The sequence below is a fragment of the Vulcanisaeta sp. JCM 14467 genome (assembly GCF_001316245.1).
Classification (GTDB): Archaea; Thermoproteota; Thermoprotei; order Thermoproteales; family Thermocladiaceae; genus Vulcanisaeta.
The window spans coordinates 40,320-60,988 of record NZ_BBDM01000001.1 but is presented as its reverse complement, the minus strand read 5'-3'; the positions used below and the strand labels follow the sequence as shown (position 1 = coordinate 60,988).

General features: G+C 44.2%; 29 protein-coding genes and 3 pseudogenes. 14 read left to right on the top strand and 18 right to left on the bottom strand.

Annotated elements, in window-relative coordinates; translation table 11 throughout:
- Position 1: 1 nt before the first annotated feature.
- On the bottom strand, positions 2-220 hold the full coding sequence (locus JCM14467_RS14415; protein ID WP_252900224.1) for a hypothetical protein: 219 nt from the start codon (positions 218-220) through the stop codon (positions 2-4).
- 157 nt (positions 221-377) lie between these two features.
- Here JCM14467_RS14415 and JCM14467_RS00335 point away from each other — a divergent pair, with 157 nt between their 5' ends.
- Positions 378-1,793: a DNA double-strand break repair nuclease NurA gene (locus tag JCM14467_RS00335; RefSeq protein ID WP_054848717.1), complete on the top strand. Its 1,416-nt coding sequence runs from the start codon at positions 378-380 to the stop codon at positions 1,791-1,793.
- A gap of 3 nt (positions 1,794-1,796) precedes the next feature.
- Here the strand turns inward: JCM14467_RS00335 and JCM14467_RS00330 are convergent, their stop codons facing one another.
- Positions 1,797-2,258 carry a hypothetical protein gene (locus JCM14467_RS00330; protein ID WP_054848716.1) on the bottom strand — a complete coding sequence of 154 codons (462 nt, stop codon included), beginning with the start codon at positions 2,256-2,258 and terminating at the stop codon, positions 1,797-1,799.
- A gap of 48 nt (positions 2,259-2,306) precedes the next feature.
- On the bottom strand, positions 2,307-3,569 hold the full coding sequence (locus tag JCM14467_RS00325) for a molybdopterin molybdotransferase MoeA (RefSeq protein WP_054848715.1): 1,263 nt from the start codon (positions 3,567-3,569) through the stop codon (positions 2,307-2,309).
- Positions 3,570-3,653: 84 nt separating this feature from the next.
- On the opposite strand from JCM14467_RS00325, the gene JCM14467_RS00320 reads away from it, so the two are divergent.
- Positions 3,654-4,139, top strand: coding sequence for a hypothetical protein (locus JCM14467_RS00320; RefSeq protein ID WP_054848714.1), 486 nt, complete (start codon positions 3,654-3,656; stop codon positions 4,137-4,139).
- Here JCM14467_RS00320 and JCM14467_RS00315 read toward each other — a convergent pair.
- The 3 genes and pseudogenes from JCM14467_RS00315 to ilvA all read right to left on the bottom strand — a co-directional run bounded on the left by JCM14467_RS00315 (position 4,129) and on the right by ilvA (position 6,612).
- The gene (locus JCM14467_RS00315) at positions 4,129-4,872 is read right to left on the bottom strand and encodes a PD-(D/E)XK nuclease family protein (protein WP_054848713.1); all 744 of its coding nucleotides are present in this window, start codon (positions 4,870-4,872) and stop codon (positions 4,129-4,131) included. The two genes, JCM14467_RS00320 and JCM14467_RS00315, sit on opposite strands and share 11 nt — an antisense overlap.
- Positions 4,873-4,958: 86 nt before the next feature.
- Complete coding sequence (locus tag JCM14467_RS00310) at positions 4,959-5,342, bottom strand: RidA family protein (RefSeq protein WP_054848712.1); 384 nt, start codon at positions 5,340-5,342, stop codon at positions 4,959-4,961.
- A gap of 32 nt (positions 5,343-5,374) precedes the next feature.
- A pseudogene (ilvA, locus tag JCM14467_RS00305) lies at positions 5,375-6,612 on the bottom strand (threonine ammonia-lyase).
- A gap of 85 nt (positions 6,613-6,697) precedes the next feature.
- Between ilvA and JCM14467_RS14410 the strand changes: the two are divergent.
- The 3 genes and pseudogenes from JCM14467_RS14410 (at position 6,698) to JCM14467_RS00295 (ending at position 8,911) form a co-directional block, all read left to right on the top strand.
- On the top strand, positions 6,698-6,970 hold the full coding sequence (locus tag JCM14467_RS14410) for an AIR synthase related protein (RefSeq protein WP_252900223.1): 273 nt from the start codon (positions 6,698-6,700) through the stop codon (positions 6,968-6,970).
- 19 nt (positions 6,971-6,989) lie between these two features.
- Positions 6,990-7,694 (top strand): AIR synthase-related protein, encoded by a 705-nt coding sequence (locus JCM14467_RS00300; RefSeq protein WP_252900222.1) that lies wholly within the window; start codon positions 6,990-6,992, stop codon positions 7,692-7,694.
- A gap of 52 nt (positions 7,695-7,746) precedes the next feature.
- Positions 7,747-8,911 (top strand): annotated as a pseudogene (locus JCM14467_RS00295) (LUD domain-containing protein).
- 23 nt (positions 8,912-8,934) lie between these two features.
- Here JCM14467_RS00295 and JCM14467_RS14405 read toward each other — a convergent pair.
- The 6 genes from JCM14467_RS14405 to JCM14467_RS19665 are packed head-to-tail and all read right to left on the bottom strand — an operon-like array spanning position 8,935 to position 12,384.
- Entirely contained in the window at positions 8,935-9,162 is a 228-nt protein-coding gene (locus tag JCM14467_RS14405; protein WP_252900221.1) for a hypothetical protein, read from the bottom strand.
- A 47-nt stretch (positions 9,163-9,209) separates the two neighbouring features.
- Entirely contained in the window at positions 9,210-10,157 is a 948-nt protein-coding gene (locus JCM14467_RS14400; RefSeq protein ID WP_252900220.1) for a proton-conducting transporter transmembrane domain-containing protein, read from the bottom strand.
- A 5-nt stretch (positions 10,158-10,162) separates the two neighbouring features.
- Positions 10,163-10,303, bottom strand: coding sequence for a hypothetical protein (locus tag JCM14467_RS14395; RefSeq protein WP_252900219.1), 141 nt, complete (start codon positions 10,301-10,303; stop codon positions 10,163-10,165).
- Between the two features lie 11 nt (positions 10,304-10,314).
- Positions 10,315-10,929, bottom strand: coding sequence for a hypothetical protein (locus tag JCM14467_RS14390; RefSeq protein ID WP_252900218.1), 615 nt, complete (start codon positions 10,927-10,929; stop codon positions 10,315-10,317).
- Positions 10,930-10,933: 4 nt separating this feature from the next.
- Positions 10,934-11,425: a hypothetical protein gene (locus tag JCM14467_RS19670; RefSeq protein ID WP_342765425.1), complete on the bottom strand. Its 492-nt coding sequence runs from the start codon at positions 11,423-11,425 to the stop codon at positions 10,934-10,936.
- 2 nt (positions 11,426-11,427) lie between these two features.
- Complete coding sequence (locus JCM14467_RS19665; RefSeq protein WP_342765424.1) at positions 11,428-12,384, bottom strand: proton-conducting transporter transmembrane domain-containing protein; 957 nt, start codon at positions 12,382-12,384, stop codon at positions 11,428-11,430.
- Between the two features lie 250 nt (positions 12,385-12,634).
- On the opposite strand from JCM14467_RS19665, the gene JCM14467_RS00280 reads away from it, so the two are divergent.
- The 9 genes and pseudogenes from JCM14467_RS00280 (at position 12,635) to JCM14467_RS00250 (ending at position 17,858) form a co-directional block, all read left to right on the top strand.
- Positions 12,635-13,000, top strand: coding sequence for a pyrimidine dimer DNA glycosylase/endonuclease V (locus tag JCM14467_RS00280; protein ID WP_342765423.1), 366 nt, complete (start codon positions 12,635-12,637; stop codon positions 12,998-13,000).
- Between the two features lie 41 nt (positions 13,001-13,041).
- A complete protein-coding gene (locus JCM14467_RS19660) occupies positions 13,042-13,185 on the top strand; it encodes a hypothetical protein (RefSeq protein ID WP_342765422.1) in 144 nt (47 codons plus the stop codon).
- 118 nt (positions 13,186-13,303) lie between these two features.
- Positions 13,304-15,702 (top strand): annotated as a pseudogene (locus JCM14467_RS00275) (tRNA(Met) cytidine acetyltransferase TmcA).
- Positions 15,703-15,747: 45 nt separating this feature from the next.
- Positions 15,748-15,975 carry a hypothetical protein gene (locus JCM14467_RS00270; RefSeq protein ID WP_054848711.1) on the top strand — a complete coding sequence of 76 codons (228 nt, stop codon included), beginning with the start codon at positions 15,748-15,750 and terminating at the stop codon, positions 15,973-15,975.
- Between the two features lie 75 nt (positions 15,976-16,050).
- Complete coding sequence (locus JCM14467_RS00265) at positions 16,051-16,446, top strand: hypothetical protein (protein ID WP_054848710.1); 396 nt, start codon at positions 16,051-16,053, stop codon at positions 16,444-16,446.
- Positions 16,443-16,832 (top strand): hypothetical protein, encoded by a 390-nt coding sequence (locus JCM14467_RS00260; RefSeq protein ID WP_054848709.1) that lies wholly within the window; start codon positions 16,443-16,445, stop codon positions 16,830-16,832. The genes JCM14467_RS00265 and JCM14467_RS00260 overlap by 4 nt, the downstream gene beginning before the upstream one ends.
- Complete coding sequence (locus JCM14467_RS14385) at positions 16,813-17,187, top strand: hypothetical protein (protein ID WP_252900217.1); 375 nt, start codon at positions 16,813-16,815, stop codon at positions 17,185-17,187. The genes JCM14467_RS00260 and JCM14467_RS14385 overlap by 20 nt, the downstream gene beginning before the upstream one ends.
- The gene (locus JCM14467_RS14380; RefSeq protein ID WP_252900216.1) at positions 17,184-17,453 is read left to right on the top strand and encodes a hypothetical protein; all 270 of its coding nucleotides are present in this window, start codon (positions 17,184-17,186) and stop codon (positions 17,451-17,453) included. Before JCM14467_RS14385 ends, JCM14467_RS14380 begins: the two co-directional genes overlap by 4 nt.
- Before the next feature lie 27 nt (positions 17,454-17,480).
- On the top strand, positions 17,481-17,858 hold the full coding sequence (locus JCM14467_RS00250; RefSeq protein ID WP_252900215.1) for a hypothetical protein: 378 nt from the start codon (positions 17,481-17,483) through the stop codon (positions 17,856-17,858).
- On the opposite strand, the gene JCM14467_RS00245 is transcribed toward JCM14467_RS00250, so the two are convergent.
- The 6 genes from JCM14467_RS00245 to JCM14467_RS14360 are packed head-to-tail and all read right to left on the bottom strand — an operon-like array spanning position 17,855 to position 20,571.
- Positions 17,855-18,700 carry a hypothetical protein gene (locus JCM14467_RS00245; RefSeq protein WP_054848707.1) on the bottom strand — a complete coding sequence of 282 codons (846 nt, stop codon included), beginning with the start codon at positions 18,698-18,700 and terminating at the stop codon, positions 17,855-17,857. The two genes, JCM14467_RS00250 and JCM14467_RS00245, sit on opposite strands and share 4 nt — an antisense overlap.
- Positions 18,697-19,053, bottom strand: a complete 357-nt coding sequence (locus JCM14467_RS00240) for a hypothetical protein (RefSeq protein WP_054848706.1) — start codon at positions 19,051-19,053, stop codon at positions 18,697-18,699. The genes JCM14467_RS00245 and JCM14467_RS00240 overlap by 4 nt, the downstream gene beginning before the upstream one ends.
- Positions 19,040-19,237: a hypothetical protein gene (locus tag JCM14467_RS14375; protein WP_252900214.1), complete on the bottom strand. Its 198-nt coding sequence runs from the start codon at positions 19,235-19,237 to the stop codon at positions 19,040-19,042. Before JCM14467_RS14375 ends, JCM14467_RS00240 begins: the two co-directional genes overlap by 14 nt.
- A 5-nt stretch (positions 19,238-19,242) precedes the next feature.
- The gene (locus JCM14467_RS14370; protein ID WP_252900213.1) at positions 19,243-19,425 is read right to left on the bottom strand and encodes a hypothetical protein; all 183 of its coding nucleotides are present in this window, start codon (positions 19,423-19,425) and stop codon (positions 19,243-19,245) included.
- 25 nt (positions 19,426-19,450) lie between these two features.
- On the bottom strand, positions 19,451-19,978 hold the full coding sequence (locus JCM14467_RS14365; RefSeq protein WP_252900407.1) for a type II/IV secretion system ATPase subunit: 528 nt from the start codon (positions 19,976-19,978) through the stop codon (positions 19,451-19,453).
- Between the two features lie 41 nt (positions 19,979-20,019).
- Positions 20,020-20,571 (bottom strand): hypothetical protein, encoded by a 552-nt coding sequence (locus JCM14467_RS14360; RefSeq protein ID WP_252900212.1) that lies wholly within the window; start codon positions 20,569-20,571, stop codon positions 20,020-20,022.
- Positions 20,572-20,669 lie beyond the last annotated feature (98 nt).

Below are 20,669 nucleotides of genomic sequence, written 5' to 3'. Positions count from 1 at the left end.
ACTATGTACTATCCGCAACCCCCCTCTGGCTGTATGTGAAGGTGTAATCCTCAGTACTTACCTGCCCAGCTATGTTTGAATAGATATAGTAATTGTAATTAGCTGTGTATGTGTTAGTATTCGTGTATGTAAATAATTCATTAAAGCTTGGTCCGGATGGCTTATAAATCAAGTGCCACGCAAAGACCACGCCTATTATTACCACGACTACTATAACCACGGCGATTATTACGTATCTTAAATTCATAACCCATTACCGGGCATTAAACACAAGCCCTATTAATAAATGTTTACCTAAACATCACTAAAACTAACGCTGAACCCAGTAGTATATGGGTAAACAAAAACTATTATAACGATGATTCATTAATGATTCAGTGGCCGACATATTTTATGACATTTACTATAAGCGTTTAATGGAGTTAAATAGTGATCATAGATTGAGAAGGGTCAACACGATGCATGGTATATTAAGTAAAATAATAGATGCAAGTGATGCGAAGGATCTTTGGAGACCACCCTCTACACCTCATAAATTTAACGGTGTTAAGGCTGTTGCCGTTGATGGTGGTGTCAGGGAGCTTGAGCTTAGGGATGGTAGTGCTATAGTTATTGCGAGGGCGATTGCCGTCAATAATATTGGTGAGCAACCGGTTAGAGACGTTATTGTTAACTGGGTACCTGTGTTCACGCCGACCATCAAGTGGGTATTATTATCGTACATAGAGAGCGAAGTTGCATTAAGGGCCGTAGAAAGTGGTAAGTATAACTTCCTGCTGCTTGATGGTAGCTTATACGCTAAGGTTACTGCATTGATCCACGAATTGATCCTAACGAAGGGGTTCCTCGACCTATACTACATACCTGAGGTGATAAGGGCCTTGGAAAGCCTATACAACGTGATCGATAAGGCTAGAGACTTAGGTGTGAACGTGATCTTTGTGACTAAGGACTCTAAATTAAAGATTTTTAAGGACTACATATTGTTTAAGGCCCTTAAGGAGATCATACTCAGTGATGCGCCGTTCATAAATGTTAGTAAGGAGTTGCTTGACATACTTAATAGGGGTATTGACTGGTATAGTATTGTGTGGATTAGGAATTATAGGAATAAGTTGATATCACTAGCTAAGAACTATAATGGGGCTCACAGGGACTTGATAAGGTTCGGCATTAGGATGGTGCTCAGTCAGTCAATATCTGATGTAACGCTTCTGGAGGAATTGGCTAGGATGAGGGGTGTTAGGGTTGGTATGACCAGGAAGTTATTAGTCGGCGCCATGGACGCGTACCTCAACCATAAGTCACTAACGCAGATAGACAACCTCCTGAGATTCATTAAGGATAGGATTGAGGATAGCGAGGGATTAAGGACTGTTGATGACTATGGTATCCTAAACGTTGATGAGGAATTGAATAGGGTTAGGAAAGTGTTGATGAACTTCCCAAGGGTAATAATGATGTACGTTAAATTCCACGAGAGCGACACCCCAATAGCAGTGGAGATACCATACTACGACTGGCCAATGTTTAACCAGGGAGTTCCCTGGAAACTATTTTATGACAAAATCGACATCAGCGATCACCTGAACCTGCTCATAAACATGTACAGGGACCCCATACACTACAATAAGCTGCTTTGGCTCGCTCATGAATATGCCAATTTCGGTGAGGACCAATTCCTTGAATATGCCATGGCCGCCGTGAATAAACTGAGGATACAGACGAAGAGGAGGTTCGGCATGGCATTCGGTCTCGACTTAAATCCCCAGGCTGAGGATTTTCAGGATTAGGATTTAGAAGTGTATGAGGTACCTTACCACGCCCTTATAACCTGCGAGCCTAATGATATCGACCTCCACATAACTCACGTACTTAAACGCGACAATCTTGAGGAAGTTCTCAATACCATTTATGTGGATATAGGCTGAGTAAAATACATTACTCCTCCCCTCTGTCGACGACCCATCAACCTCATTATTAAGTAGGTCCGGCAGCTCAAGTTCACTGTACTTCCAGGGCTCTACATCAAGCCTTATTGCGTATAATTTCTCAATCGTCTTCCTACCGAGCTTCAGCTCATTTATCTTATTCACCAAGACCTTCTCATCCACATTCAGGGGTAAGGTTAAGTAAGTGAGTTCCTCATTGACGAAGAACTTGTGCGGAGGAACCTTGAATGAATTAACCTCAACCCCATTAACCACCTCCTTAACCTTAACCGACTGTCTCAAGTATTCAGGAATTGAAGAAGACATTGCCTTCAAAGGGAAGGGCTGGTTAGGTGGGTTAAAAAGCTATCCTCATCATGGACCCTCCGTAAACAACGGCCTAATTAACGCGACCTCGACCTCATCACCCTCATCAAACCCCTCCCTATTCTCAGGAACCACTAAGATACCATTACCCCTAACCAACGTACTAAGTACCCCACTACCCGTCAATGCCAGAGGCTCAATATAAACCCTACCATCCCTACCTAAATAGGCCCTAACCCTAACGAAGGACCTGGTATTAACTGGTGTCGAAACCCTCCTAATCAATACACCCCTAATGACTGATTTAGGATCATCAGCGGCGCCCATCATGTAAAGGAGCACTGGTCTAACAAGGACGTCAAATCCTGTCGCGGCGGCCACAGGGAAGCCGCTAAGCATGAATACGGGCTTGCCATTAACAACGGCAATGCTATTCGGCCTACCTGGCCTAATTGATAATCCGTGGTTCAAGTACTCAGGGTTCAACCTAGACACAGCCCTTATGGTGTAGTCGACCTTGCCCACCGACACGCCGCCAGTCGTGATCACGGCATCGTGATCCCTAAGCGCGTCGCCGACGACCTTCGCAATCCTATCCTCATCATCACCCACAATGCCTAGGTAATTCGGTTCACAACCAAGGGACTTAAGCAATCCTTCAATGACGAACCTCGAGCTATTAATGACCCTGCCAGGCGGTGGTCCGCTGGCTGGCGTGTCTGTGACCTCGACGAGTTCATTACCCGTACTTATTATCGCCACCCTTGGTGAGAACACCTTAACCCTGTAAACACCCATCGACGCCAGTACGCCTAAATCCCAGGGAAGTATCTTCATGCCCCTCCTATACATGACCTCATTCGCCTTGACATCCTCGCCCCTCCTCGACACATTACCCATTGGTGGTACAGGCTTTAGTATTTCAACGTAGTCACCAGATCTACGAGTATCCTCGTACATGACCACCGCATCGGCATTGAGCGGCAATGGCGCACCCGTGCTTATCTCAACTGCCTCACCTGGATTTAATGAGTACTTACTTGGGTCGTCACCAACAGCCATGAAGCCCACGACCCTAAGCATTATTGGGTTTGTTGGTGAGGCACCAAACGTGTCAATACTCCTCACGGCGTATCCATCAACAGCAGACCTATTGAAACCAGGCACGTCAAACCTAGCCGTTACGTCCTCGGCAAGGTACTTATTGAGAGCCTCACTTATTGTTACCTCAACTACCCTAGGTACATGCCTAGTGTACTTAATGACCTCATTGAGTACCTGGTCGACGGTCTTCGTCTCCTTAAACCCCATGTAAGATTCGGTATTACCTAGCCAATTTAATTTTTAATCAGGTTATTAAAATGACTTAAAAAAAAGAGCCAGTGAGTTAATCACGTGAGTTCCACCTACCTAAAAACACCGCCCAGGATCAAGGTGCTAGAGGCACTTGGTGCACTTGCTGATGGTAGGGTTGAGGTAATTAATGATAAGGAGGCGGTGGTTAGGTCCTCGGATGGTACGAGGATGTATAAGGTCTATGTGGATGTTTCCAGGAGGGAGGTTGATAGTACTGATAATGGTACCGTGCATAGGGGCTACGTTGGTTATCCAATAATCTCATTCCTAATGATCAAGAAGTTATTACCGGTCAATGAGAGACTAATGCAGTCATTGAAGGGCGTGCCCTGGAGAAAATTGAATGAGGAGTATAAGAGCTATGCTAGGGTCATGGAGGTGATTATTAGGGATAGAGGATTGAATGAGGATGAGGTAAATAAATACATAGACCAGGTACTATCCATGTTAAGGCGCATGGGCTTGAAAAGAACGCAGAGGTATAACGAGGTTGTTGAGGGTAGGCACGTTCAAATTAAGGATTAATCGCATTGGGGTTAGGGTTGTAGGCCCTGAACGGGCACCTATCATTAAACTCACACACCGCGCACTTACCAATTGACGGCATCGCCTTAGGCTCCCTATGCATTAGCCAATAATCCAGGGCCCACTTTAAATGAACCTCTATTGACTTATCGAATTCACTAATGTATATTACGAAATCCCTAAACCTAACCCTGGCAGGTAACTCCGCAATGCTTGTTAAGTATTTAATGGCCGTTGAAAACATGTTCCTGCGCAACTTATCCGTAATGCCCACGTCACGCTTCACCTTTATTACCATGACGAGTGGGTTAACGCCCAAGCCCAACCTGCTTATTAAGTACGCATATAGCTGTGCCTGGACATGCTCACTATCGAATAACCTATCTAACCATTTATTGCTCGTCTTTAACTCAATGACCGCTCTAGCAACACCCCCCATGAATACTACCGCGTCGGGTATGCCAATTATATTAACGCCACCTATACTGGCTACTAGTGGCAGCGTTGCAATAACAACCTCATTACTCCTAATGGCGTTAATGAACTCCTCCTCATTAACCCTCCTCCCTCTAAACACCTCATCATGTATTATTATCCCCATCTCCATGGCAGGTGTCTGAATCCTACCCTCAATCACAGACAGGTGCAGCTTATATTCGCAAAATAATTGCTGGGCTATTTCCGATACGGTCACGTAACTCCTACCAAACCTAACCATTGAATTACTTACCAAGGCAGCACTAATTAATTGCCCAACCGTTATAAGGATAATGCATATGAATTACCATGTTAACCATTTAATTTAATCGGGCATTTATCCTAGTCCTTAACGGCAATAACGGATATCTCCACCAAAGCACCACCAGGTAAGTTACTCACCTCAACCGTCATGCGCGCAGGTGGATTTTCCTTAAAGTACCTCGAGTAAACCTCGTTAAACTCCGAGAACTTACTCAAGTCCTTAAGTGCCACGAATACCCAGGCAACATTACTCAACGAGAAGCCAGCCGCCTCAAGAATAGCCTTTACATTCTCGAGAACCCTCTCGGTCTGTTCCCTAACACCACCCTTAACCAACTGACCAGTGGATGGGTCAATGGGTATTTGACCACTAACGAAAAGGAAATTACCAACACCCACCGCCTGCGAGTAGGGGCCTATCGGCTTTGGCGCCTTCTCGGTAAATATTATCGTCCTAGTCATCGCTAGAGAATTAAGGCGTGCGCTTTAAAGTATTATGGTCTTTCAATACTGAAGTTAAAGCCAAGCTCCCTAAGCCTATTAATGACCTTGTTCGCAGCACCCTCCTCGGGCGGTAGCTCAACTATGAATGAGACCTCGGCATAGCCTGGCGTTATTGTTGGGTCATACCTCTCGTGGAAAACATCAAGTACGTTAACGCCTAGCTCACCCAATGTTGAGGTTACCTTACCGAGCATGCCCGGCCTGTCCGGGAGTAGGCCTGTTATCTTCACGATCCTACCCTCGAGGGCGAGCGCCTTACTAATGACCCTGAAGAGCATGTTCATGTCAATATTACCACCGCTCACTATGGCGACTACGTTACCGCTAACCTTAACCTTATCACTGATTAGGGCAGCCACGCTGGCTGCACCGGCTCCCTCGGCTATTACCTTCACGCTCTCGGCGATCGTGAGTATTGCCTTGGCGATCTCGAGATCATTAACCAGCACTATATCATCTAGTAACTCACTCATTAATTTGAAGGTTAGGTCGCCAATCCTCTTAACGGCTATGCCATCGGCTATTGTATCCACCTTCTCGATCGTGATTATCCTACCGCTCTTAAGACTCATGTAAGCCCCAGGGGCACCCTCGCTTTGCACACCGATGACCTTAACCCTTGGGTTAACCGTCTTAACCACGGAGCTATACCCGAAATGAGCCCGCCACCACCCACCGGCACAATTACATAATCCACATTACTCAGATCCTCAAGGATCTCAAAACCTATGGTTCCCTGGCCAGCTATTACGTCTGGGTCGTTATAGGCATGCACGTAGTATGCGCCCAACTCCTTCGCAAGCTTCGTGGCATAATCCTCAGCCTCACTATAGGACTCACCATGGAGTATCACCTCAGCGCCATACCTCCTAGTCCTAGCTATCTTAATCCAGGGAGTAAATTGGGGCATGACCACCGTAGCCTTAATACCCATTAGGCTTGCCGAGTAAGCAACTCCCTGTGCGTGATTGCCCGCTGATGCCGTTACCACGTGCTTAATGCCAAGCCTATTAACGGCATTATTAATTGCGAAGTAGGCGCCTCTAACCTTGAAGGAGCCAGTCTTTTGTAGGGACTCGAGCTTAAGCCACACGTTTGCGCCAGCCAGGCTGCTTATTGTTTCAGACCTAATCAACGGAGTCCTATGCATTAAGCCCTTCGACTGTGCGTCTTTAATGACCTTAAGCGCCTCGAGGGATCTCTCATAAATCTCCCTAGGAGTAGTCACGCTTAACCGCACGTTACCTAGTTATATTAATCTTACCTTAGTCCCTACCTGAACCCTTAAATGCCCTTAACACGCCCGCTGGATAATGGTTAAGTTGAGCAATGATGTCCTGAGGAGGATCGTATTCACCCACCTGGGTGTTGAGGATGCGGATGTGATTGTTGGGCCTAGGGTTGGTGAGGATGCCGCCATTGTGAGGGTTGGCGATAAGTACCTGGTGATGCATACGGACCCAATAACAGGCGCTGTAGAGGGTATTGGCTGGTTTGCGATAAACATTGTGGCTAATGACATAGCAGTTAGGGGTGTTAAGCCAAGGTGGTTCTTACTAACTATTACTACCACGGGATATTGGTGAGGATGGCGTTAGGGTCATTATGGAGGATGTTAATAGGGCACTTATTGAGTTAGGAGGGTCTTTGATTGGTGGTCATACCGAGTACACGCCGGGTATTGATAGGGTTATTGCATCAACAACAGCCATAGGCATTGGGGATCACTACGTAACCACCTCAGGGGCTAAGCCGGGTGATCTAGTCCTTGTGACGAAGTACGTAGCCCTTGAGGGCACCGCGGTGTTGGCAAGCGATTTTAGGGACGAGTTAATGAGTAGGGGCGTTCCTAAGGAGGTTCTTAATAGGTCAAGGAATTTACTTAAGGAGATAAGTGTTGTCAGGGAGGCTCTTAGTCTCGCTGATATTGCAAGTTCAATGCATGATCCAACAGAGGGAGGACTACTCCAGGGTCTTCTCGAGATTGCTGAAGCAAGTGGTGTTAGGTTGAGGATTAATGTTGATAGGGTCCCCACCCTACCCGAAACCAAGCAGATATTCAGTACATTGGGTATAGACCCACTCAGGTCATTAAGCTCCGGAATGCTGATAGCCACTATACCGAGGGATCACGTACAGTCTGCCATTAATAGATTAAATACGTTGGGCATTAATTACTCTGTCATTGGCGAGGTGGTTAAGGGTGAGACTGGTGTTGAGCTAATTAGCAATTCAGGTATTATTAGTGAGGTTCATGAGTTCATCGAGGATGATGTTATGAAACTATGGCATTTAAAGTATGGTAGATAAGTACAGCGGTTAGATTTCATATTTAAATATACAACAGTATGTGGCTACTTATATGGAGTCTCTGGCACCTCCGAATTGGGATATAGCCATAAATAGGGCTAAGGCGTCAAACATACCATCCGTCTTCGACATACTAAAGAGACACCCATACTTACTGGATCTTGCTAAGGAACTTAGGAAGGCTAAGGAGGAGGTAATTAGGAACTTTGATTATTACATAGACTTAACGAAAAAGTCTGTCGAGAGAATTGGCGGTAGGTTTTACCTGGCGGAAACACCTGATGAGGCTAAGGAAATAGTTGGTAAGATAGTTGGTAGTGGTAAGGTCATCGTCATGAGTAAGAACAATGTTGCCTCGGAAACAGGGCTTAGACCCTACCTGGAGAAATTGGGTAATGAGGTTTGGGAGACCGATCTTGGAGAGTTCTTGGTGCAAATAGCCAATGAGGAACCAAGCCACATACTGGCACCAGCCCTGCACATGACTAAGGAGAGGATTGCCCAGGTCATGAAGGAGAGACTTAGAATTGATATACCGCCAGACCCAGTAGCCATTGCCCAGAGGGCTAGGGAGTTCCTTAGGGAGAAGTTCCTTAGGGCTAACGTGGGTATTACGGGTGCGAATGCAATAGCTGCAGACACGGGCGCAGTACTGCTTGTTGAGAATGAGGGTAACATAAGGATGACGAGCGTATTACCCTCTGTGCACATCGTCTATGATGGCATTGAGAAGATCGTGCCGACACTATACCACGCAATGATTGAGACCCTGGTGCAGGCGGCATATGCAGGGCTTTACCCACCAACGTATGTAAACTTAACCGCTGGGCCCAGTAGCACTGCGGATGTCGAGATGTATAGGGTGTCGCCTGCCCAGGGACCTAAGGAATTCTATATGGTACTCGTTGATAATGGGAGGAGGAAGGCCGCCAAGGATCCAGTGCTTTGGGAGATACTACTCTGCATAAGGTGTGGCAGGTGCAGCATGCACTGCCCAACCTATTGGGCTATAGGCCTAGGTTTGGTAAGCCACCATACACGGGCCCTATGGGTATTCCATGGACTGCGGTGACTAGGGGCATAATGGAGCCGGCCCTGCAGCAATGCTCTGTACACACTCTGGTAATTGTAAGGAGGTGTGTCCAATGGGTATTGACCTACCTAAGTTAATACTTTACGTGAAGAATGAGTATTTAAAACAGGTAATGAAGAAGTAATTTATTTAAGGGATTTAACATTATCAAAGCAGCGCAATTATTATTAGTATTATTAGTATTACCACGGCTAATGTTACAAGAAGCATCTCGAGGTAAGTCCTTAGGTAACCCCTCTGTATTGCCCTTATATACCTTGATAATGCCGTCGTGGCGTCGGGTATGATGAAGTTGAAGAATATGTCAATGCCTTTATATATGTAGAAGGCAACCAATGTTAGTATGGAACCAAACCCTGCCAAAACCACATCCATAAAGGCCTGTATGTAATACCTCCTCTCAAATATCTTGGTTATTAATCCTAAATTACCAACCTGGGCTTAAGTAATGCGACTACGAATATTATCCACAACACAACACCTATGGCAATGACTATTGGGTCCACACCAGCCTCTATGAATACATGCGGCGTTAACACGAAGGGTATTGCCAGAGCCGCCAGTGCGGCGGTACCTGTTATTGTGTAGGCTGCGACCATCAATGGGTACTTCCCATGCTCCTCATGGGTATGCGGCGCCTCACCCTTAATGAAGTTTAAGGAGGTGAACCTGGCCAGGAAGGCCACGTAGGCCAAGCTCGCTAGCAGCATTAATATATACGCGCCATAGCCAACCACCGATATAGTCTCCGTAGCAACCTCATCCATCGCCGCGTGGATCCAGTAGCCAGCAAGTGGTGGTACACCGCCAAGGGATATGGCAGCCGCTAACGTGGCGTAAAAGGCAAGCTTCATCCTCCTACCAAGTTCCAGGTTACCCATGTTGAACCTCGTGTGGGTCACATGTATTAGGTGCCCGCTCACTAGGAATAACGTTGCCTTTGATAATGCATGCACTATTAAGTATGCAAATGCAACTAATACGGCTAATGGAACTACATATTCACCGATATTAACCACCTGAGGTATGAATGGTGTTAATGCCGTAACGCCCATCATGAAGCCCAGTGAGGACATTGTGGACCCAGCAAGTATGACCTTCCTCTCATCAATCATTGTTGCGAATAAGGCGCCAAGCAGGGCTGTCAGGAGCCCTATGTATACGGTAACGAGGTACATGATCTCAACACCAAGGTTATTAATTACATGCGCTGCATACAATGACTCTGTTAACCTCATGAATATATAGACTCCTGCAGCAACCATTGTTGCTGAGTGGAGTAGTGCTGAGACGGAAGTAGGGCCTGTCATCGCTGTGAGTAACCAATCATTGAATGGGAACTGAGCGCTCTTAGTGAATGGGCCAAGCATGAACGCTAGTAATAGGCTACAGTGCCACCAACACCCAAAGTTGATACTATGCGCGCCCAGTTTATGGTTGAAACGCCATTTACGGGTGTTAGCATCAAGGAACCACCTAGTAAGCCTATTGCCGCTATTGCGCCGAGCATGGGCATATCGCCAAACCTTATCGTGCTATCGCTCTATACGCCGCATAGGACGGTGTTGTCCAGGCTGGTTTGTTTAGGATTAGCTTATCACCGAGCCTACCAACGTAGGAAAGCTCATCATCATCCTTATACCAATGCCCTATTAATGCCCATGAACTAAAGCCAAGGCCCTCCCACCCAATGAACATGAACAATAAGTCGTTGGCATATACCGTGAGTAGCATCGATGCAGCGAAAAGGTTGTAGAAGAACCAGAACCAGCCAAGCCTATAGTCATTGGCTAAGTAATCAAGGCTGTAAACACCAATTATGAAGGCCAACCAGGCGGTTAATAGTCCCATGTTTCGACTAAGGAAGTTTACTATGAATGACACGTATATGGTAATACTACCGTTTAAAGTTGGTAGGATCATCCACGGCATGTTATAGGCTATGGTCCTCCACGGAAACGCAACCTCTACGTATGTGGCTATTGCCGCGGATATGCCAAGCCCAATAACCGCCAGGTAAGCCAGAGGCCTAGCCCTCCTTGGGTCCTGGTTAAACAACCAATAAATGGCTATCGGCGCCGCAAGTACTATAGGTGATAACAGCATTAATCCCATTAATTCACCTAGTAGGTTCGAGAGCATGGTATCACCCCATTATCACGCTAATACCTGTTAATATTGAATGCACGAGGTATGTGGACGCTGGTGGGAATAAAAGTATTATCGCCGCTAGACCAAGTACGTATAGTGGTACCACTAGCTTGGGATCAACATTAACCTTTTGATAGCTGCTCCTGGGCTGTCCATAGAATACCTGCTTAAGGGTCCAAAAGCCGTAATACCCAGTTAGGATGAATATGGTGGCTAAACCAATAGCAAGCCCTATGAATACCCACAATGGGTATGATGGTAATATGGCATCCACAAGTCCAAGAAATAGATAAAACTCAGCAAGCAGCGATAGGGTTAGTACACCTGAAAGCGCCATCCAACCAAGCACTGCCGCCGCGCCAACCGAGGGCATGTATGTCTGAAGCCCACCCATTTCCCTTATGTCAAATTTCTCGTAATAAACAATTATCGAGGCTGCGGTCATGAAGAGCACGGTTTTACCGAATAAATGCGATATGTAGTGCATGGTTAGCCCAAGTATTCCATAAGAACCAGTGCCAGTCCTATGAGTAGGTACGTGGAGTTTGCGGCCGTTGAATACGCCAACAACCACTTATAGTGGTATTGATGCCTAATTACGCCAAGGCTTATTATAATACCACCAATTATTGCATAAACAAGTATTGGCAGTCTGAATTCATTTATGAAGTATGGAGATATAATGTATAGCCTCGCCAATACATAGGCCATCAATCCTACGAGACCCGATATTAAAGCTGCAACTGGTGTTGGGTGGGAGCCATGGACCCAGGGTATCCATACGTGCGGGCCAAAGCTTGGTAACTTAATTAGTAATCCAATGAACATTAATGCCCACGCTATGAGTGATATGCTCCTTATCGTGGCTAGGTCCATTGTGTTGTTCTCTAAAGCAACCATGACAGCGCCTATCAGGAATAGAGTACTCGCTAGCATTCCGTATACGAAGTATAGTAGGGCTATCCAGCGCCTAGTCTTTCCCTGGGTGTCATAGCCGTAGTAGTAGATTAGTATGACAGGTGTTATTAACGATACCTCAAGGGCTATGTACATTAATAATAGGTTATATGCATATATTAGTAATTCCATGCTTGCGGCACATAATGTGAAGAGTAAGTAATATACATCGAATTGTTCAGGTAGTTCTAAAACATGAAATCTATGCTTCATGTATGGATAAGAAGCAATCTCTAGAGCTATCCCAACAAGGGCTATTGCTAAGCCGAAGGCGTTACTAAGCCCATCACTTATTAAATACACCATACCTATTGGCCTTGGTAAAGAACCGAGGGGTACTAAGTAAACCTCACCAAGTGATAGTAAGTACGATGCATATACGAAGAGAGGCGCAAAGGATATTGAAGTAATGATCATGGCAGCCCTACTAAACTTCCTACCTATTGCTCCAGCTATTATTGAGGCTACGAAGGGTAAGGCTAATGACACTATTAAAACGGGGTCACTATGTATTGGTATATTCATGGTTCATCACCTATCATGAATCCCTTCATAAATAGATTATCCTCATATAATCGCATTAAATTATACATTTGTAATTTGGCGCTATTCGTTAGCATACGTGACCTAAGGAAACGCCGCATTTTTAAATACTACCTTCGCTATTCCTCATTACTAATCATGAATAATTAAGGGAACCTTATTTTAACTCCTCATTTATCATTACGACTTAATGCAAGTGTACAAGCCGTATATTAATCATGGGAGATCGGCTGAGTTCCTGGATAACTTAAGGCTTGGTAAGCAAAGAGTTGAGACTAAGCAGGTAATACTTGCAATACTTAGGAAGCTTGGTATACTTAGGGATGGTAAAACCGGCTGGCTTAATCATCCAATAGTCCTCATGTACTTCAATAATGGGCGTCCGTACCTCGATGACCTCATTAAGTATTTCTATGCGGTTGTTGATGAGTGGGTGCGTAGGGGCTTTGTAAACAATATATCATTGAGCAATATTGAGCCGCTGATTAAGTATGTGGATTACGAATATGGCACGCCGGTGAGTGAGGTCATGGCTAGGGAATACCGTAGGTACTATTACTAAAGGATCCTTGTTATTACGTTAATAAGTTAAGTAGGGATGAGTTGCTTGAGTTAGTGAATACCGAGCCTGCGTACTTCAGGGGCATTAATATGTGGATTAGGGATGTCTATGATGAGTATATGGAGTTCATGATCTCGCTTAGGAGTGGGCAGGTGTCCTGTAGGTCAATATTCCCAAGGAGGTGAGTCATCCTTCTCGCCCGTCTCTCATCACATCCTCAGAACCAACGCGCCTAATCACTGATTAACTTCATTCGCATATGTTTATAAGCCCTAACCCGATTTGGTAGATTGGACTGAGGATATGGGCTGGACTGAACTGTTGCAGGGATTGGTAAGGGAGGGATTATTTTCGAACCATAGGAGTTTAGTGGTACTTGTGGGTACTGATGAGGAAAGACTCGCCAGATATGCGGCGGATGTGCTTAGGGAGTTCTCGTTAATTGTTAAGGAACCACATGGGTTGTACATGTACCAACCAGAGTACCCAGACGCCCAGAGGAGGATGGGTAAGTTTAAGGAGTTCATTGAGGGGGTAAATGCAAACGTTGATTATAGGCCGTATAAGGAGACTGATGAACTCCTTGGAGTTACCGTGGACTTCGCAATACTGGACTTATTGAATGACCTTAAGCCTAACGATGTGGGTAGGTTAGGCGGTATTGTTAGGGGTGGTGGAATTTACGTATTCATGGTACCACCACTTGATGAGTGGGTTAAGCAGTTAACGAAGTTCCAGCAAAGTCTCTTGGTACCCCAGTACAGGCCTGAGGATGTTAGGCACTTCCTGAAGATTAGGTTTTGGAATAAATTAATGGGCATGAGTAAGGCGTTGATAATTAATGTTGATCGTGATGAGGTTATTAAGGAACCCGTCATTGGTGATTCCCAGCCTGGAAGCCAAGGGAGATAGAGATACCGAGTAGGATCAGGTTTTCCAAGGCCATTTATGAACTAGCCAAGACGCAAGACCAAGTCGAGGCCCTCAGGTCAATGGAGATACTACTGGAGAGACCACCAAGGGGTAAGAAGGTTAATGTCGTGTTAATAGCCGATAGGGGTAGGGGTAAGTCAGCAATCATTGGACTTGCATTGGCTGCCCTCGCTCATAGGCTCAGGAAGGCTAAGGGTAGGGCTAGGTTTGCGGTGACGGCTATGAATCCAAGCAACGTCTCGACACTAATGGAATTCGTCATAAAGGGTCTCAGGGCACTGAATTATGACGTGGACGTAAGTCGGTGGGGTGATCACGTGGTCTCGGTTAAGGTGGGGATATCAATATTCATAGATTACATAAGGCCTTATGACATGCTCAGTGAGGAGGGTAGGGACATTGTCGTGGTTGATGAGGCGGCTATGATACCACTTCCCGTGCTTTACGGAATACATGAGAGATTTGGCAGGGTTATATATGCATCGACAATACATGGTTACGAGGGTGCAGGTAGGGGTTTTAGTCTTAGGTTCCTTAAGTACCTGCGAGAGGACAAGAATACCAAGGTCATTGAATACGAGCTTAAGGAGCCAATTAGGTATGCGCCTAACGACCCAGTAGAACAGTGGTTATTCGATACCCTACTACTCGATGCGGAGCCCGCTAAAATAACAGATGAGGATCTCGAACCAATAAATAAGCACGAATTTAACTACCTAGTACCGGACCTTAAGGAATTCTTTCTGTCGGATGAAGATAGGCTGAGGCAGTTCTTTGGCATATACGTGCAGGCCCACTATAGGAATGAGCCCGATGACCTGGGCATGATGATGGATGCACCACACCACTTCGTGAGAGCCCTAACGCTTAGTAATGGTAAGATCGTCGTCTCGGTGGAGCTCGCTGAGGAGGGCGGCATAAGCGATGACTTAATTGACATGGTGGTGAGGGGTTTGAAGTTGCCTGGAAACATAATACCCGATAGGCTCATTAAGTACTGGGGCTTGACGGACTTCGCGAAGTTAAAGGGTTGGAGAATCATAAGGATTGCCACACACCCCGAGCTTCAGGACAAGGGCCTTGGCACGGAGATGCTTAGGAGGATTGAGGAGGAGGCTAGGGAAAGGAGTATTGACTGGGTTGGTGTTGGCTTCGGCGTTAATGCCAAACTACTGAATTTCTGGATTAAGAATGGCTACATGCCGGTTCACATAAGCCCTGAAAGAAATCCAATAAGTGGTGAGTACAGTGTGCTACTTGTCAAACCAATAAGTGAGAAGGCTAGGGACGCGGCTGTCTATGCAAATAAGGAGTTTAGGTTGAGACTTCTCAACTCATTGCAAGGACCGTTCCATGACATGGAGCCTGACGTCGTTAGGATGCTACTAACAGATTGGGGGCAAGCCCTTGATCCTGGGTATAGCCCTAGGCTCACTGAGGCCCAGGTTAGGCGTTTAGTTGCTTATTCGTGGGGTCCGATGACGTATGAGAATACGGCGGATGCAATAACGGAGCTTGTGAAGACGTACTACCTAAGGAAGGGGCTTGATAATATTGTCCTGCCTCAATTCTATGAGGAGACGCTGATTTGTAAGGTGTTGCAGGCAAGGCCCTGGAGGGAGGCAGCTAAGGTGCTTGGTGTTAGGAAGTCGACGCTCATGTTGATGCTCAGAGAAATAGTTAAAGCTCTCATTCAGTACTATGTAAAGTATGTTGAAATACCGGAATTTATGATTAGCGTTACGAAATCGCAAAGAAGAGGTAAGTAATTCCAGTAGATTAGCTTTAAAATTGGTTAATAGACCATTAGGTGCATGGCTAAGAATGGCAAGAAGAGAATCGTGATTGAAGTTGATGAAAAGCAATATGAAGAGCTGAAAAAGCTTAAACAAATATACCATTCAAGGAGTTGGGCTGACCTACTAATTAAATGCCTTGACAATTCATTAATCATGGCAGAAATAATGGCTATACGTAATGACATTAAGGATATAAATAAGGCCATAAATGAGATTTCCAGGTTGATTAAAGAGGAGACCTAGTTATGAATCTTCATGAGGATTAATCATAAACTTCCCAAGTAAAGAATAAATATAGCCTAATTAATGAGAATCTGAATGTTAGTGCTATTATTCAGTACGATTGAGGATGCAATAAATAAATTGAACATAATTAAAGAACAATTATTAAACTTAAGGGAACGTTATGGTATGATTAAGGAAAAACTGAAAGTAAATGCTAACATGGAGGAGAAACTTATGAAGCTCGGCTTTCAACCATCACACCAGGTAATAACGGTACAGGCAATACCACATGCACTGAATATACATATTGCACCTCACTCGATGTGGTTATTGAATAAATTAAATGCGGTAGAAAGCAACATTAATTATATAGTAGGACAAATCGAGAAGGTGAGTAAATATTTAAATGAGATTAAGGATAGAAATGCCTCAATAATGATAATGATAGATTATAACAATAAGAAGACAAAACTGGTGATAATGCCATGAGCGCCAGTCTCGATATAAGTATTGACTTGAGAGAATTACACAGGAGGGTACTTGAGAATAAGAAAAGGGTTGTGGAGTATGTGAAGAACCTATACGAGATATATAGTAAGGTTAGTAGCGAGATTAATTTACCTGACAGGAGCGAAAGAATGATCATTGATATACCGAATTCAATACCAATAATCCTGTATAAAGAACCATCGAAGGAGGCGTATAGGGAGTTATTCTCAAAAGCAATTCAATTCCTCAAGCTAGAATACGCAATTTATGAAGCACTTGAGATTAGGCTAGGTAAGCTTAAGGATTATGAGTTTAAAGCCATGGTTAGGTACTTTAGTGATGTACCATCACTGGTGGTGATCGACCTTGATAGTGCTAAAAAGTGATAAGTTAAGGGATGTGATTCTGGACCTCGGTAATAGGCTTAATGAAGTAATGCAAATAATTAATGAGATACATGCCTATAGTCCTGATAATGAATTCGCAAATAAGTTAATCAGGGAATTAAGAAGTAAGTCCCAGGCCGCCTATGTTAAGGGTAACACAAACATAACTACTAAGTTTGAGGATGTTGAGATAACCTACGTACTTACAGCTAATGGCTATAAAAACGCAATTAAGGATGCCATTAATTATTATACGGACATGCTCATGTCCATTAAACAGGCAGTAGAGTTTGCCGAGAAGCTTGGCATAAGTGATGAATATACAGTCATGATTGATGACTCATCAATTGAGTGATAATAGGATACTCACTGCCAGACATGTCAAATGCATCATTACTACACTTACCTAGTATTAAGGAAGTGACTGAAATACCAAGTGTCCTGAGTGGTGTCATTGGTTTAACGGCTGATGAGTTGGCTAGGGTTATGAAAACTGTTGATGAAGCAATCTCAACAATTGGTGGCAGTTCAAGAACCTTTGAAACAATCGTTAGATTAAGCGATATAAACTATCCAGAACCATTTAGGAAGATTGAGGAGGTGATTGGTGGTTCTTCATGATTATTGAGATTAAAAAAATTTGAATCATTGGATGAATTAATACGTACATTAAAGAGTGAGTTGAGTAACTCGTATAGGTTCATGTACATGCTTAAGCAGAATTGGAATGAAATACTTGGTTCTGAAAGTAATATGACAATGGCAAGTGAAGTTTCAGAGAATATTAGGTTTATCGATGATTCCTCGGAGGTGTTCTCATTGAGAATTATTTATAAGCCGGGCACTAATACGAGGAGGAACGTGATAAATGATGCCGCTGGTTACATACAGAGGAGGTCGGCGATTATAAAGTCCGTGATCGATAGACTGGAATTGCTTAACGTTGATAAGGCCCAACCGGTGATTGCGTTGCTTGTTGATTCAATACCAATAATGATTATTATGCAGGGTGAGGGAGGTACTTAGTAGCCCTTATTAATCATTATGAGTTTCCTGGGTACTCCATCCACGTAAAGGATCAGCATCCTTGAATTAAATATGTACTGAGAAATCCCATTATCATGTATTAGTTTCTCAAGTATTCCGCCGAGCTCATCAACATAGACACTCATTATCTGTGTTGCATTCATTAATTCATTAACTAATTCCTCAGGCCTAGCATAGACTACCAACCTATCTTCACTATTTGATCTTCTTTGTTTCTTGAAGGCTGACTCCTCCCTTAACGTTAAGCCAAGCGCTAAGGCCTTACTCTCGTACTGCCTAATTCTTGATAAGAGCAAAGCCTCCTTACTAATTATATCTGCACTTTCTCTAATATCCATGAATCTTCTAGAAATACCTATTATTGCGTCAGTCCACCCATCATAATACTCAACCCAACTACCCAATGTTTCATTAATTGATATACCAAGTCTTAACGTATTAATTGACTCATTAATGAGCTTATCCAATTCCTCAGGTTTTATCTCGGGTCTCTTAATCCTCTGGTTACTCATAGTCCTTGGTCTTCCAGCCCTCCCCTTACTTCGCCCTAGCCCAAATAGTGAGCGCACATCAATATTCATGTATCTGCTCATCAATATGGATATTCCATAACCCATCGCCAAGCCTATTACTGGAAGCATTATGTACTTAATACTAAGGTATTGATTAATTGCTAAGTTAGGTAATATGTAAGGTATCAGCATTAATATTACGTAAATGCCAAGCAATGGTATTATCACGGTGAGGGGCGGCCTGATTAAGCCTAGTACTAACATTCCAATCATTATGATTATTATTAATACCGGTACTATGGGTATCATGAACCCTCGCCCATGGTTAATGGTTGTGATAGTAATACCCTACTAGGTATTCCATTATTAAATTCTAAAAGTACGATTCCCGTGAAATTATAATTATTAAATTCGCTCGTTAATTCCTCAAGCAATGAACTAATGCGTTCAATCCTTCTATCAAGCTCACTACTTAGTCCCTTCATTACTTCTGATATCCTGTCTCTCTTAATGTTAATATTACCGTTTTTATCTATCTCGATTATATCCACGAGAGGATCCCTCCTTACCTCATCATCAAGTACTTTCTTAGCTATTAATAATTTATTCAGTTCCTCATTTAAATATCTAATCAGGGAATTGAGGTCCTTAAATCTGAGCACTGCTTTCAACCTCGCTCACCCTTCCAAATACCTGATTAAGTACTTTATCTGGGTTTGTGTAGTATGTTTGAACATATGTTGAGACATCCTCAAAGTTAAAGATCTCATTCTCCACCATCCACTGGACAATCTTCGCCCTCGTGTCTATTTCCCCGAGTATTTCATCCACGTCCTTACCCGTCATATCACTTATCTGCCTAACAAGGATGCTCTTCCCAACATATGACTCATGAGTATCAGTCCTCGGGTTCCACCTAACACAGTGTTAAACCTAATCTTGTCACCATCCATGTAAACCTCACCAACCTCAGTAACCCTCCTCGTCAACCTACCACCAATCTTAACCCTCTTGACCATGACGAATATGTTCATGGCAGGTATGTAGCAGGCGGTATGTTCATTGGTGGCTCGTAAGCCTATTAACCGCTGCCTCGAAGGACTCAGCATGCATCGTAGATATGCCACTGTGGCCCGTGTTCACTGCTTGAAACAGGACATACGCCTCCTCACCCCTAATCTCACCAACAATTAGGTAGTCGGGCCTCATTCTAAGCGTTGCCTTGACTAGGTCGAATAGTGTGATCTCGTTTATCTTCTCAGCCCCATAACTCTGCCTAGTGACTAGCCTGACCCAGTTCTTGTGGGGTAGGTTTACCTCTGGGACCTCCTCGACGGTTATTATCTTCATGTTAGGCCTAATGAATGTTGCCATGGCATTTAGGAAGCTTGTCTTACCTGCGCCCGTGACACCAAGCACTAGGAATGACCTACCATTATCCAGCATAACCCAGAAGTAACCCGCTATCTCGGCACTGATGTTGCCGAACTTGACGAGTTCTGCGAACGTCAGTGGGTTCTTCCTGAATTTCCTAATCGTGAATGTAGAACCGCCTGGTGAGACCTCCCTCCTATACGTAACGGCAATCCTAGAACCATCTGGTAATTGCGCATCAACTATTGGGGTTGCTACTGAGACATGCTACCCGACATGTGTATCAACTTAACAACTAGGTCGTCAAGGGCTTGGTCGGTCATTGGCACGATATTCGTCGGTATTGACTCATACTTCCTGTGGAATACGTAGATGGGCCTACCAACACCATCGCATGAAATATCCTCAATATTCTCGTCTCTCATCAACGCATCTATCGGTCCATAACCGAGTAAATCCCTCTCCATGTAGTAGAGGAATTTAGCGAAGGATGAGGGTGGTACATTCCTGAAGAGTCTCCTGTACCTACCAACAATCTTCTTCAACTCATTAAGTAGGTAATTCTTTACATCACCCATCTTCATTAACTCTTCAGGCGGTGGTAGCTCGAGCATAACTATTCTCACCAACTCCTTGTACACCTGCTGCTCCGTTGGGTCTAGCGTTATCTCCTCGAGGTAATACATTATGTCGCCAGTCCTCTCGTCCTGGACTATTGTAGCGTAAGCAAACGGTTCATACAGTGGGTACTTTTCTAGTTCCTTAAGTTGGCCTATTGGCTGTATTAATTGAAAATCTAGACTCATTCAATTTGTTAAAGGACAACCCCCTAAAATACTTTCTGCCTCATAATTTCAGTGACTCTTAATGATTAGAAACTTATATATAGCTGTAGCGCGGTATT